The following is a 13,981-nucleotide window of genomic DNA, read 5'->3' as shown; positions in this document are numbered from 1 at the left end:
GCTGAATATCCAATAAGGTAACGGAGTTCCTGTAGTAGTCCGAGGTAAGGAAAGCTTACCACATGGCGAAGGGGAACAGTTTATCTAGTCTAACTTAAATTGGAAAGGAGCGTGAGGCTCTATGAGAAGTCCAAAAGTAGTGTTAGACAATCTAGCGAAGCAAACAATTCGAAAAGATTATAAATTTCAAAGGCTCTATAGAAACCTTTACAACATGGAGTTTTATCTTATCGCATATGCGAAGATTTACTCCAAAGAAGGCAATATGACAGAAGGTGTAGATGGGCAAACCATTGATGGTATGAGTCTTGAACGTATTGAAAAACTTATCGAAAAACTAAAAGATTTTAGTTATCAACCTAAACCGTCTAAACGAGTCTATATCCGTAAAAAGAATGGCGGTAAAAGACCTCTAGGTATTCCATCTTTTGAAGATAAGCTATTACAAGAAGTTGTGCGAATGATACTTGAAAGCATCTATGAGAAGAATTTTTCCGAAATGTCTCACGGTTTCCGCCCTATGAGAAGTTGCCATACCGCATTGGCTCAAGTGAAAGATAGATTTACGGGAGTCAAATGGTTCATTGAAGGCGATATTAAGAGCTTTTTCGATAATATTGACCATCATACTCTTATTGGAATACTAAAAAGAAAAATTGATGATGAACACTTCATCAATCTGATATGGAAATTCCTAAGAGCTGGGTACCTAGAAGACTGGCATTTTAACAAAACATACAGCGGGGCTCCACAAGGCGGAATCATTAGTCCGATTCTCTCGAACATTTACCTAAACGAACTTGATCACTTTATGAAAGAATATAAAACTAAATTTGATAAAGGGAAAAGTCGAAAAAGGTTAAAAGAATATCGAACTCGAGAAGCTAGACTATCTAGAGCAAGGGCAAGATACAAAGAGAAATGGGACGAAATGAAAACGGAAGAGAAAGAAGAAGCACAACTACATGTTAATAAACTTAAAGAACACATGATGGAACTTCCTTACAAGGACCCAATGGACGATAACTTTAAAAGAATTCAATACGTTAGATACGCTGATGATATCCTAATAGGAGTCATTGGGAGTAAAGTAGACTGTAGGAATATTAAGCGTGACATCACTCAATTTCTGGAGAATGAATTAAAAATTGAATTATCACAAGAAAAAACGCTAATTACTCATTCTAAAAAGAGAGCGAGATTCCTAGGGTACGACGTAAAAATCAGTCATGATAACTTAACGACTAAATACGAAACAAATGGACATAAACGGCGTACTAGAACTATGTGTTGCGAACTTTTACTCCCTCATGAAGTTTGGAGAAACAAACTGATTGAATACAAAGCGTTAAAAATAGACCCAAACACAAAGAAATGGAAGTCAGCTCATCGAGCGCACCTACTTCAAAATGACGATTTAGAGATACTTTCAACGTATAACGCTGAAATAAGAGGTTTGTACAATTACTATAGATTGGCGAATAACGTCTATAAACTGCATGGTTTTAAGCACATTATGGAATACAGCATGTATAAAACATTCGCCAACAAATACAAATCAAGCGTTAAAAAGATAATCAATAAATTCAACATAAATGGTCATTTTGGCGTTAGATATGATACTGCCAAAGGAAAAAAGGTTTCCTTCTTCTATAATGATGGATTTAAAAAGCTAAATCTCATCTCTAAAGAAGAAACAATAGACGTTATCCCTTCGGGAAGAAATATAATTTATAATCGAACGAGTTTAATTGAAAGACTTTTAGCTGGCCAATGTGAATGGTGCGGAAAGACAAATCTTCCACTAGAAATACATCACATTAAAAAGCTAAAAGACCTTAAAGGCAAGAAGAGATGGGAGAAGCGAATGATTGAACGTAATCGCAAAACCATGGCACTTTGTAAGGAATGCCATCTCAACTTGCATAACGGGAAGCTAGATTGATAAATGGAGAGCCGTATACATCGAGAGGTGTACGTATGGTTCGGGGAGGAGTTCTCGGAAACCTACCATAGAAATTATGGAAAGGCGCTGGGTTCTTACTCTACTTCATGCCCGCAACATGGGTTGGCTGGAAGTACAATATCGGCGGAGGACTAGTTTCGTCAAGTCTAGATATCACCAGTCCAGCAGTCATTGCTGCTGGAAATGGATACGGAAGAGATGCCCAAAATGACGGCAAAGCAGACCCTTGGGACATGGAAGATGCCATTCATACCGCAGCATATTACTTATCAAAAAATGGATATGCAAAAGATGCAAGAAAAGCCATTTGGCAATACAATCACGCAGATTGGTATGTTAATAAGGTACTTTCCAACGCAGAGAAATTTAAGACTGCAGCAACCTATGAAGGTGGTGGAGATACTCCTCCATTAAAACCAGGTAGCTTTATGAGGCCAGCTATTGGTCCTGTGTCTTCTCCTTTTGGAGCAAGATGGGGAACGGTACATTATGGAACTGATATCGCTTCTGGGGGTAAATCCAAAGTTCCTATCGTTGCTTCTGCAGATGGGACAGTTAGCCGATCATATTTTTCTTCATCTTATGGAAACGTTGTTTTTATTAAGCACAACATTAATGGGCAAGCTTATGAAACAGTTTATGCTCATATGACCAATAGAGCAGTGAGTCAAGGTGCAAAAGTCAAGCAAGGGCAATTTTTAGGCTATATGGGTACGACCGGGAATTCAACTGGAGTACACTTACACTTTGAAGTGCACAAAAACCAGTGGACACCCAATAAAGGGAATGCGATGAATCCGGCATTAGTTGTTCAATTTTAATAAATGAGGGGGATTCCCCCTCTAAAAAGGAGAATCAGTATTTGTGAAAAAGCTAGGGATTGCAACTATTATCATTACTAGTATCTTAATTTTAATGGGATGTTCCTCAAAACAAAATGCTACAGCAAGTTTAAAGGTAACTGAAGAAAATAAATCCTATCTAGAAGAATATGATAAGTCCTTACAAGTATATTTTGATCAAATGACATCAATTTTTAAGTCCTTTAATAATTCATTAGATGGCTTATATACTGAACAATACAGCCGTGAACAATTCGCAAAATCTATGAAAGACAATATAGAAATATCAAATACACTAGTTTCTGATGTTGAAAGTTTAGATGTAGAGCCCGAATTATTTGAGAACCATCAAAATCTTATTGCGCTAATTAATCGTTCTCACGGACTTTTGTTAACTGCTATTGATATGGCCAACACTGAAGAAAATGAAATTGATAAAAACTATCTAAGAACTGAGTACCAAGAAATTAAAACGAATCAAGCATCTATCAATAATGAATGGAAAATACTAAGAAAGAGTCTTGAAACCTCAGACGGAGAGACACCTCAATAATCATGAATAAAAAATTCGCCGCTTTAATATCAATAATGGCCATTTTAGGTGTTTCTTTGTTTATCTATCTAGATATCAATTCAGACAAACAAAGGATTGAGTTAGACGCTACTAAAGAAGAGGTACTGAAGGAAATAAAAGATTCAAAAGAATACACTGAGAAAACAATTCAATTAGCGGAAGGTAACGACCAAGACATCGGTTATTTCCATCCAGAACATGCTGAGCATGAGGGAAAAGAAGATCCCAAAAAAGATGCCATAAAATATTTTATTGCTGGGCTTCTTAGCAACAATACCGACATCTTTTTATCTAGTTTTTATGTAGAGTCTATCTCTCAAGATTTATTTAAGAGTAAAAATCCCGATAAAGATGCTGTTACTAAAGAAATAATGGATAAAATTTCTCGCAATGGTACTCTAAAAGAGATTTTGTATAAAGTAAATAAAGGGTTCTTAAATGCAGATAGCAACACAATCTCACTAACCATTAAATACGACGATCAAAAAGAAGCCACAGTAAATTTTGATCTTTTAACTTTATCAGACTCTCACCATGAGGATGAAATAGGCACTTACGTAATAACTACTTCTGCATGGGATATCATTAAACAGATAGAAGCCAGCCTCCAATAACAGGAGAGCTGGCTTTTAAATTACATTGGCTTTATCACATTTTTAGCTGTGTTCCAGGAGCCAAAATGTTTATGGAAGGTGGTACTTCTAGGCAAGTTATTCTCAGAAGCATATATATCCCATCTTGCCATGCTTGATGTTAAAAATATATCCTTATGCTTAAGTGCTATGCGTATTAGATCATCTTTTGATAAATTAATCTTTTTTTCCTTGTTAAGAATTTTTGTAATTTCCTCGTAATCAAAAAATTTCTTTATAGTCTTGTAAGTCGGAAGTTTATTCTCTTTTGCATAAACATCCCATTGTGTACGATTTTGGAAATTGGGAGCATGGTTTTTGAGTATATCTTTAATGTCTTTCTTTGTATATGTCGGTTTTCTTTCACGTTTATTCCCAACATATTTCCTTACTTCACTCCATGTTTCAAAACTCTTTATAAGCGTCTTAGAAGAGGGTAAAGAATGTTCCCTCGCATATAGATCCCATACAGATTGGGTCCTAACATGATTCTTATGCTTTTTGACTATTGTTCGTATCTCGCTCGGAGTATATGATGTATTTGTTACCGGAAGCCCTAGCTTACGTTTTAATTCATTCCATGACCCATAATTAGCGATCAACTTATTTGAATCTGGTAAACCAACACTTTTTGCATATGAGTTCCAATGTGCAGCAGTTGTTATTTCCGATTTGTGTTGTTCTAATTGATTTATTAATTCCTCGTTATCCATAGATTGCCTCTCTATTGTACTCTTCCTTCAGATTGTATCATCATCCTTACTATCTCCTCATTGGAAGCATTGAAATTTACTATTTCTTGGACTGCTTCATTGAATCTTTCTTTATTTGGAGTAATAGAAATGGTTTTTTCTAAATTATCCTTTTTTTGAATGTATGTTGACTGTATTTCATCAATGTATTTTCTATATTCATCCCGGTAACTAAATTGCTGAGATTTCGCTTTAATATCCTTAAGGCTATTTTCAGAGTGATAGAAAGTAATCCGATCAATTGGGACTGGCTGAATACCTCTACCTGGGTAAATCTCTTCTGGCTTAATATCTATCTGAAATGGCCCAATACCAAATTCTGAGCCATTGCACCGTTTCATAATGGATTTTATTCCCCATAGGCCAGCACTGAAATTCTCAGTATTTAAAAAATATGGTTTTGGAAAAACAAAAAATACTTCGTTTTCCTCCGTTATCCCTAATAAGAATAAATGGTCTCCCTTAGTAGGAATTCGGTTCAAATACCTTATTGCCTCATCTTCAGTAATTTCATTATAGTTCTCCTTTATGATATCAATTGGAGTACTATTAGCTTCTTTATATTTTCTCATTCGTTCTCTTTTTCGTTCTTCCCGGACTTCTTTTGGTGTAAATATAGTATCGTAGAGTGACCACAACAAAATAAAAGGTAATGCTAGTACAACCACAAAAGTACCCAAAATTGCAGCACCTATATTACTTGAGCCAATAATTGAAAATATAATACCAAGAACTAAGGTTAGAAATCCTAGTACTACAAACAATATGCAAATCCTAAATGCAACCATAAAGATGCTGAATCCAGTCATATAAGATTCACCTTCATATATGAGACCCCATTTATCGAGAAAACTTATCAAACCGATTGCTTCGAAAATAGGGACGATATGATCCCATTGATAAGCAGCAAGTAATACAATTCCTATAAAAACTAAACCCGCTAACCCTGTTTGTTTTCCTCTGTTATATTGCAATGCTGCATTAGCCGCACTAAGTAAAGTGTTCATCCTATTCACCACCAGTAATTAAATAAAAAAATAAATTCGTTTTAAATTACACCAATTTATAGTGTTTATTATATTACCTAATTATGGCAGGGTCAAGAAAATTTAGACTTCAAATCCTCCAAAATGGTTACTTTACAAGCATTTGGATAACTTGCCACCAATTTTATAAGGATACTATTGAAGGTATCTGTTAATGTTGAAATGAGGTGGTATGGATGTTTGTTTCACCAATGTTATTGCATAAATTCAGTCCTCCATTCGATGAGCTTCCATTTGATGAAAATGAATATATCTCCGAATTAAAAATAGATGGGATTAGGTTACTTCTAGCTAAATGGGATAACGTTATAAAACTATATACTCGACATGGAAATGAAATAACAGGGAAGTTTCCTGAGCTCCTGAATATAGTTATCCCAAATGGAACGATCCTGGATGGAGAAGTAGTTGTGCCTGGTCCTGGAGGTAAACCTGATTTCGAGGAAACAATGAGCAGATTTCAAGCGGGGAGAAATGGAATACAACCCATACAGTATTGTGTATTCGATATTATCTATCTTGAGGATAAAAGAATTACGCATTTACCTCTGCTCAAGAGAAAAGAACTATTAAAATCTTTAATCAAACCTTCTCAATATATAGCACCGGTCGAATGGACAACCGGAAATGCGGAAGCATATTTTAATTTAACCAAAGAGCATGGACTAGAAGGGATTGTTATAAAAAAAGCAGACTCCTTATATAAAATTAAAAATAGGTCTCATAATTGGCTTAAAGTCATCAATTACTCTTTCGCTGATGTTTACATTACAGGATTGAGAAAAAACGAATTTGGACTCCTTCTAAGCTTGGAAGAGGGGAACAAAATGAGACCTGTTGGATTAATGGAGTTCATGGTTCCAGCAGCGAGGAAAAAGTTTTATCAAGAGTACCGTAATTATGTAGTTGATGAAAACAAGGACTTTATTTTCCTGGAACCAAAAATAAAGGCAAAGGTAAAATATCGTAACCTGACAAAAGAAAATAAATTACGTATCCCTTCCTTTGTAGAATTTATCTCATAATGAAAAAAGTTTCGTTTTGAAGTGCATATCAAATAAATGTCAATAAAAATGGCTTGCTAACTAAAAATAGTTTTGGCAAGCCATTTTTAAGTTTATAGAGTTCTTCGCGTCACAAATCCCTTTTTAACTAGTATAGTGAACAAAGATTTAGCAACGATTTAGTCAGTTGTTAGGATACTAATATGAAAACGACATGCTTCCAAATACACCTGTGATCCATGAAGTGGCTGGTCCTGATAACGTGTATCTTCCAGAAAAGACGTAGCCTGCAGGACTTACAAAAACAGGTGCTGAAGCTAAAATGTATTTTCCAGGACCATTTGGCCTTTCACCAGAATTAAAATAGTTATAGTAAGTAGTTAATGTCATAAGGCAACCGGAACATTGATACAAATTCCCAATCCATGTACTTCCATTGGTTAGAGTATGCTTTCCAGTCCCGCGAGCCTTCATTTGATGTTTTGTTCCTGTCTCTGGACAGGGAACGTATAAGACTCCAATATCCCCATCTTGCTTTTTCTTACTCTTACTAGTATCAGAGAAGCTTTCGTGCGCATGATTGTGATGTTCTATATCATGGTTATGATTATCTGTATGATTTGTAGATGCACTAGTTGGAGAAGAAATAGATATTAATAGTAGAAGCGAGAATACCAAACTAATAAACTTTTTCAAATAAAACACTCCCCTTTAATTGATTTGCCCTAAGAAAACCACTATTTTTGATTTCCTTACCCCATAAATTACCAAACACCTCCTGTTCATAAGAAATTCTATCTTTAATAGAAACACCCTTTTTTTGGAAAATAAAATAAGATAAACAACCCATAAACTTATTAATTATGCTTTTCTTAAGGATCTATTCTCATAGCTTAAAAGGCCCTGTTTTTTTAATAGGTACATATTTTTTATACTTGTGATTCTTCAATAAACATTAATTACTTTTTCTTATCCAAGTAACAAAGCAGATTAGATAATCAAAGAAATTATTATTTTAAAGCTCTCTATATGATAGAATGAGGAACAAATGTAAAATTTAGGGTATTAAATGAGGTGAGTTGATGGGAAAAGAACAAAAAAATGGTAAAGGTATACTCCTAACAATTGGGTGGTTATCTGTCATCTTATTAACTTTTAACTTAATGCCGCCTATGCTATTGTTTTTCCCCATATGCATAGGAGTTGTAATAAGGCGAGATTACCAGGGGAGTAAGCAAGGGTCAGCAATGATTTATTTAGGAATTATAGGCGGAATCATTGGTTGGCTTTTAGGATGGTACGTCAGTAATAACTTAATGTAGGTATAGCACTCACGTCACTAAATTATCCAAATTGGAGTGTAATAATTTGAATGATGTAAAACCTTCAATAATACAAAGACTGCGAGCAAAATATGCAGCATTAATTACTGCATTGGCTTGTTTATATAGTGTAGTTGTAAGTTGGGGAGAGAATTGGTTTTTTACTGTTTTTTTGGGATTAGGAGTTTTAGTATGTGGTTTGATGAGTTATTTCGATATAAAAAGACATTGAAGGAAAGTCATTAGGAGCATTCTTTTAATGTAAAGGGCACAAGAGGGGGTAGTTAGCATAAGAGGGAATTGAAAGTGGTGACTATTGGCTTAAAAAAAGCATTAGATATCCGTTAATATTTTTTGTAGTATCAATTGTTTGTCAGTTTATTGTTAATAAAGAGGTTAAGTGGGTTGATAATATAGGGATATCTTTTATGATGTTCTTATTTATTCTTTTATATAATTGGTCAAGCAAACCTAATAAATGGAAGAAAGATAGAAGTAAATAATACTTTTATTCAATTTTTATTAACACTTGAAGTGCTCGTGAAAGGATAATCGCTTTCATTCTTGAATTCCTTATTAAGCTAAAGGGATAGTTTAGCTTAATAAGGAATAATGAGCATTAAGAAACAAATACAAATATTATGAGGTGTCGGTAGTGACTAATACTGAAAAAATACAAAAATTCTTAAAAAGTACTTGTGATATTTATTGTGATGATTGTCTGTCTGAGGTTTTAAATATTCAACCAAGGCAGCAGGTTAATCAGATTTGCAATAAATTTAAGAAACAAGGCGATATCAAAAGAGAAGTTAAGCAATGTAGTTATTGTTCTAAGGATAAATTGGTCAACTTTATATAGTTTTGGTTATCACTTTCTTATTGAACGGGGGAAGTAGAGTTTAAAATAAGAGAAAAGAAGGCTCTTAATTACAGTTTACCTTCATTATCACTTTCCAGGCTGTGATTGGCAGCTCAAAAAGCGCAATTTAAAAAGGTCCCCAATTCATCCATACGCCGATTACAAGGAAAATTGATCCCAGGATGATCCAAATCATAAGTAATGGAAAAATGAATCGGATCCATTTTATCCACGATACACCTGCAATTGCTAAATTTGCCATCAATATCCCAGATGTAGGTGTAATTACATTTGTAAAACCATCTCCCATTTTGTATGCTTGTACTGCAACTTGTCTGGGAATTTCCATAATATCTGCCAATGGTGTCATAATTGGCATAACTATAACGGCCTGGCCACTTCCAGAAGAAACTAAGATATTAAATAATAAGTTGGCAATAAACATTACCAACGCACCCATAACACTAGTAAAAGGTGTCATCAGATTTGCCATACCCTGAACAATTGTATCTAAGATCTTCCCATCTTCTAACACCACTACAATGGAACGAGCCATTCCAATAATCATTGCTCCATACACTAATCCCTTAGCACCCTTAAAGAGTTCTACGATAAGTTTGTTTGGTGATATCTTTGCAATGATTGCAGTTCCCACTGCAATTATTAGAAATATTGCAGCCATCTCATTTAAGGACCAATTGTATTGAAAAACCCCAAATACATAGATTCCGATTCCGATTACAAGCCAGAACAACACAAGTTTATGTACACCAGTGAGAACAACCTGTTTATTTAACTGATTTTTCTCTTCGATTTTCGGAAAAGGGGTATTGCCCAATACACTTTTAGCAGGATCATTTTTAATCTTATTAGCATAATAAGCAATGTAGGCAATGGTTGTAATTAGTATTGTGATATAAATGACAATTCGGTACCCGATACCAGAAAACAAAGGCAGCTGGGCAATTTGCTGTGCAGTACCTGTTGTTAGCGGGTCAAGGAAAGCGGTATTAAATCCTGCGTATGCTCCAAGATATATAATTGATACACCCACTATAGCATCCATCTTCATTGAACGTGCCAGAATGATACCTATAGGTATAAATGCTATTACCGCATTAACGATAATCCCTAGTGCTCCAAAAATTGAAAAGAGGATACACACAACTGTTATCAAAAGTAATTCTTTATTTTTAGTTTTTTCTATCGTTTTTAAAATCATTGCATCAATTGCACCAGTTGATTCGATAACTGCAAACGATCCTCCAATGATTAATACTAGGAAAATCAAAGGAGCGGAACTAATCATCCCTTCTTGAATGGCAAGAAATATGTCTAGAAGACTTGCAGGTGAGGAAGCTATCTGCTGATAGCTATCTGGTACTACCATTGTTATACCTTCTATTTCTTCTCTAGAGAACTCACCAGCTGGTATAAGATAAGTCAAAACCGCCATAAGGGCTAAAATACCAAATAAAATAATATAGGCATCAGGTATACCCCATTTTAACCCTTTCTTTTCTTTTGCTTTCTCCATTGTAAACACCCCCCCGTTTGAATTTTCTTAATATTCATTGACTTTTATTATAATAAAGCATAAACTTTATTTTAACAACAATAAATTAAATACTTTATTTTGGAGTTGAAACATGTCTTATATCGAAAAAACAAACAAACACTATAATTCCTTAACGAAAGGATTAAAAAAAGTAGCTGAATCATTACTCTCCAATCCAGTTTTATTTGCCACTCACCCGGCTAAAAAAGTAGCTTCTTTAATTGATGTAAGCGAGACAATGGTTATCCGCTTTTGTAAAGCTATAGGCTACATTGGCTTTGCAGAATTACAAAAAGATGTCCAATACAGATTGTTAACGATTCAGCCGCCAGGTAAAGAGGTTTCCCCCGATACATCTGATTCATTTGAAAATGTAATGAGCATTGATGAAGGCATTATCCATCAGGTTGCAAAAAATATTGACTGGGATATTGCCAGAAATATTGTTGATCAGATTGTTGGTTCTCGTTCAGTAAAAATAGTGGGGTATTACCAATCATTTGCTTATGCACATTGGTTTTCATACGTTCTAAATAGTCTTTTGGATAACACCACTTTATATCGCCCTGAAACTGATGTTGGTATCACTAAAGATGGTAATGAACATACGGTCTTAATTTTTTCCTATTATCGATATGCTTTGGAATCAATTAGATTAGCAAAAGAGGCAAAATCCAATGGGAATAATATTATCGTCATTACAGATTCACAGATCTCACCAATTGTGGAATATGGAGATCTTGTTTTAACTATAAACACATCACAAAAGTCCCTATTGGAAAAAGGGCCTGTAACCTTTTCTGTTTTAAACACACTTCTGCTCCATATAGCCCAAAAGGTTGGAAAGCTCGATTTTGTGAATCCCACTAATCGATACTATATTCAATGAAAGGTGATAAAAATGGTAGCTTATCTAAAAGAGAAGATCGATGAAACATTTGATTATTTACATTCACACCCAGAACTAAGCTGGAAAGAAACTAATACGACAGAATATATTAAAAAGCGTTTGGAACAGGCAGGATGTTCAGTCAAAACGTTTGAGGATTGTACAGGAGTAATAGGGGATTATGGAGATTTCTCGGGAGATGTGCCAATTGTTGCAATTCGTGCAGACATGGATGCACTCTGGCAAGAGGTCAACGGTGAATTACAGGCTAATCATTCATGCGGACATGATGCCCATATGACTATGGTTTTGGGCGTTCTCTGGAAAATACAAGAGCTAGAGGGTCTTAAAGACAAGGTCGGTGTAAGGTTTATTTTCCAGCCTGCAGAAGAAGTTGGTGCAGGAGCACTAAAGCTAGTAGATAAAGGAATCGTTGATAATGTCGATTTTCTATATGGGATTCATCTAAGACCAGTCCAAGAAACACCAGATGGCTATGTTACTCCCGCTATTATGCATGGTGCCACAGGTTCTATGGAATTTGAAATCAGAGGAGATGATGCACATGGTGCGCGTCCTCACTTAACTCATAATGCAATTGAAATTGGAAACTCTATTCTAAATTCCTTTAATACAATTCACCTAGATCCAAATGTGGCTCACACAATAAAAGCTACTCGATTCATTTCAGGAGGAAAAAATACGAATATCATACCTGGCAGTGCTTCTTTGGCTATTGATTTACGCGCGCAGACAAATGAAATTATGGAAAAATTAAGACAGAGAGTGCTCGAAATTTTACAATCCTCCAGTGAACTTTTTAATACAGATATCGTTTTGACGAATGATTATGGAATTGCGGCAGCTGAAGTCAGCAATGAAGCATTAGAAATGGCTGAGCAAGCAATTGTTAATTGTTTAGGCGAAGAAAAGTTGGTTGCCCCCCTGATTACACCTGGTGGAGATGATTTTCATTTTTATACGATTAAAAAGCCACATTTAAAAGCAACTATGGTTGGGCTAGGATGCGACCTAAAACCTGGCCTGCACCATCCGAATATGACTTTTAATAGAGATTCCTTACTCAATGGAATAAATATTTTATCTGAAATTATCATTCTACATAGTAAAAAGGGGTGTTGATATGAAAGGAATTTATATAAAAGAGGTGGTACTGCATCATACTAGGGTATCTTTGAAAGCCCCTTTTACTACAAGTTTTGGCACTATCCAAACTAAGGATGTTTGTATCGTTGAAGCAATTGACGAATCTGGTATCTCAGGCTGGGGAGAAACGGTTACCAGCAATGAACCATATTATAATGAGGAAACAACTTATACCGCAGTTTATATGTTAAAAGATTTCCTTATTCCTAAAGTTATTCAAAAAAAAATCTCCCATCCTAAAGAAGTCCATAAAATGCTCTCTTTTGTACGCAGAAACCAAATAGCAAAAGCTGCCCTTGAAACGGCCATGTGGGATGTTTTTGCTAAAAAAAATGGAAGTTCATTATCAGAGGTTCTTGGAGGAGAAAAGAAAAAGATAGCTGTTGGAAAAAGCATTGGTATTCAAGAAACACCTGACCAATTAGTTGAAAAGGTAGGGATGTATGTTAAGGAAGGATTTAAAAAAATAAAAGTAAAAATTGCCCCAGGAGCTGACATTGAATATATTGATGCTGTTCGCAAGAAATATCCCGATGTCCCCCTTATGGCTGATGCTAATTCCGCTTATACCTTAGAGCATATTGAACACCTCAAAAAGTTGGACAAATATAACCTCATGATGATTGAACAGCCTTTGGCCCATGATGATATTATTGATCATGCTATTTTGCAGAAAAACATCTCTACACCAATCTGCCTTGATGAAAGTATTCATAGTTTTGAAGATGCACGAAAGGCAATTGAACTTGGCAGCTGCAAGATCATAAATATTAAAATCGGCCGTGTTGGAGGGCTCCAAGAATCTATTAGAATCCATGATTTATGTGAAGAGCATAATATCCCTGTATGGTGCGGAGGAATGCTAGAAACTGGAATAGCAAGAGCACATAATATTCATATGACAGCACTATCTAATTTCACAATGCCTGGTGATACAGCCCCTTCTTCTCATTATTGGGAAGATGATATAGTAAAGCCCGAAATCACAATGGAAAATGGATACATCCAGGTTCCAGAAGGATTGGGAATAGGATATGAGATTGATCGAGGGAAATTGAAGAAAATATTGACTCATTCTGAAAGAATCTATTCAACTGAATCTACTCATCCAACCCTAGGATAGTTTAAACAAAGATATTTTTTAGAGGAGCAATTCTTATATAGCCAGGTGTTACAAGGGTATAACATCCTTCATAAAATTAGAAGAATTGATTAAACCAACCTTTATTTATACAATAAGGTGCCTATGTTCAAAATCAGCTGCCTAATCAGGTGGCTTTTTCTTTTTCAACAAACGGGGCAGCATTCCTGTAATGAATGAAAATGGAGTTTGAACAAAAAAATAACCTCTTGGTAGAATGAGAGAGTCC

General features: G+C 35.2%; 15 protein-coding genes. 11 read left to right on the top strand and 4 right to left on the bottom strand.

Annotated elements, in window-relative coordinates; translation table 11 throughout:
- The first annotated feature begins 121 nt into the window (after positions 1-121).
- The 4 genes from AC0VZ9_RS27395 to AC0VZ9_RS27380 all read left to right on the top strand — a co-directional run bounded on the left by AC0VZ9_RS27395 (position 122) and on the right by AC0VZ9_RS27380 (position 3,996).
- Positions 122-1,945, top strand: a complete 1,824-nt coding sequence (locus AC0VZ9_RS27395; protein WP_475397532.1) for a reverse transcriptase/maturase family protein — start codon at positions 122-124, stop codon at positions 1,943-1,945.
- Between the two features lie 107 nt (positions 1,946-2,052).
- Complete coding sequence (locus AC0VZ9_RS27390) at positions 2,053-2,787, top strand: M23 family metallopeptidase (protein ID WP_475397536.1); 735 nt, start codon at positions 2,053-2,055, stop codon at positions 2,785-2,787.
- A gap of 43 nt (positions 2,788-2,830) precedes the next feature.
- The gene (locus AC0VZ9_RS27385; RefSeq protein ID WP_159870522.1) at positions 2,831-3,361 is read left to right on the top strand and encodes a hypothetical protein; all 531 of its coding nucleotides are present in this window, start codon (positions 2,831-2,833) and stop codon (positions 3,359-3,361) included.
- A 2-nt stretch (positions 3,362-3,363) separates the two neighbouring features.
- Positions 3,364-3,996: a hypothetical protein gene (locus AC0VZ9_RS27380; RefSeq protein ID WP_159870524.1), complete on the top strand. Its 633-nt coding sequence runs from the start codon at positions 3,364-3,366 to the stop codon at positions 3,994-3,996.
- Between the two features lie 20 nt (positions 3,997-4,016).
- Here AC0VZ9_RS27380 and AC0VZ9_RS27375 read toward each other — a convergent pair whose 3' ends face one another.
- Positions 4,017-4,727, bottom strand: coding sequence for a hypothetical protein (locus AC0VZ9_RS27375; RefSeq protein ID WP_159870526.1), 711 nt, complete (start codon positions 4,725-4,727; stop codon positions 4,017-4,019).
- A gap of 11 nt (positions 4,728-4,738) precedes the next feature.
- On the bottom strand, positions 4,739-5,773 hold the full coding sequence (locus AC0VZ9_RS27370) for a hypothetical protein (RefSeq protein ID WP_159870528.1): 1,035 nt from the start codon (positions 5,771-5,773) through the stop codon (positions 4,739-4,741).
- A 215-nt stretch (positions 5,774-5,988) separates the two neighbouring features.
- Between AC0VZ9_RS27370 and AC0VZ9_RS27365 the strand changes: the two genes are divergently transcribed.
- Positions 5,989-6,837: an ATP-dependent DNA ligase gene (locus AC0VZ9_RS27365; RefSeq protein ID WP_019380460.1), complete on the top strand. Its 849-nt coding sequence runs from the start codon at positions 5,989-5,991 to the stop codon at positions 6,835-6,837.
- A gap of 177 nt (positions 6,838-7,014) precedes the next feature.
- Here the strand turns inward: AC0VZ9_RS27365 and AC0VZ9_RS27360 are convergent, their stop codons facing one another.
- Positions 7,015-7,512, bottom strand: coding sequence for a hypothetical protein (locus tag AC0VZ9_RS27360; protein ID WP_159870530.1), 498 nt, complete (start codon positions 7,510-7,512; stop codon positions 7,015-7,017).
- Between the two features lie 386 nt (positions 7,513-7,898).
- Here AC0VZ9_RS27360 and AC0VZ9_RS27355 point away from each other — a divergent pair, with 386 nt between their 5' ends.
- From AC0VZ9_RS27355 to AC0VZ9_RS27345, 3 genes are all read left to right on the top strand, one after another.
- Positions 7,899-8,138 (top strand): hypothetical protein, encoded by a 240-nt coding sequence (locus tag AC0VZ9_RS27355; protein ID WP_159870533.1) that lies wholly within the window; start codon positions 7,899-7,901, stop codon positions 8,136-8,138.
- A gap of 46 nt (positions 8,139-8,184) precedes the next feature.
- Complete coding sequence (locus tag AC0VZ9_RS27350; protein ID WP_159870536.1) at positions 8,185-8,370, top strand: hypothetical protein; 186 nt, start codon at positions 8,185-8,187, stop codon at positions 8,368-8,370.
- Between the two features lie 423 nt (positions 8,371-8,793).
- Complete coding sequence (locus tag AC0VZ9_RS27345; RefSeq protein ID WP_159870539.1) at positions 8,794-8,997, top strand: hypothetical protein; 204 nt, start codon at positions 8,794-8,796, stop codon at positions 8,995-8,997.
- Between the two features lie 127 nt (positions 8,998-9,124).
- On the opposite strand, the gene AC0VZ9_RS27340 is transcribed toward AC0VZ9_RS27345, so the two are convergent.
- Positions 9,125-10,534: a YfcC family protein gene (locus AC0VZ9_RS27340; protein WP_159870542.1), complete on the bottom strand. Its 1,410-nt coding sequence runs from the start codon at positions 10,532-10,534 to the stop codon at positions 9,125-9,127.
- A gap of 112 nt (positions 10,535-10,646) precedes the next feature.
- On the opposite strand from AC0VZ9_RS27340, the gene AC0VZ9_RS27335 reads away from it, so the two are divergent.
- The 3 genes from AC0VZ9_RS27335 to menC are packed head-to-tail and all read left to right on the top strand — an operon-like array spanning position 10,647 to position 13,734.
- A complete protein-coding gene (locus tag AC0VZ9_RS27335; protein WP_159870545.1) occupies positions 10,647-11,444 on the top strand; it encodes a MurR/RpiR family transcriptional regulator in 798 nt (265 codons plus the stop codon).
- Positions 11,445-11,456: 12 nt separating this feature from the next.
- The gene (locus AC0VZ9_RS27330) at positions 11,457-12,587 is read left to right on the top strand and encodes a M20 peptidase aminoacylase family protein (RefSeq protein ID WP_159870548.1); all 1,131 of its coding nucleotides are present in this window, start codon (positions 11,457-11,459) and stop codon (positions 12,585-12,587) included.
- A 1-nt stretch (position 12,588) separates the two neighbouring features.
- Entirely contained in the window at positions 12,589-13,734 is a 1,146-nt protein-coding gene (gene menC / locus AC0VZ9_RS27325; RefSeq protein ID WP_201306616.1) for an o-succinylbenzoate synthase, read from the top strand.
- Positions 13,735-13,981 lie beyond the last annotated feature (247 nt).

Source organism: Cytobacillus sp. QJM3NY_8 (genome assembly GCF_056173585.1).
Note: the sequence above shows the minus strand (reverse complement) of the source record. Positions and strands in the feature narration are given on the sequence as shown.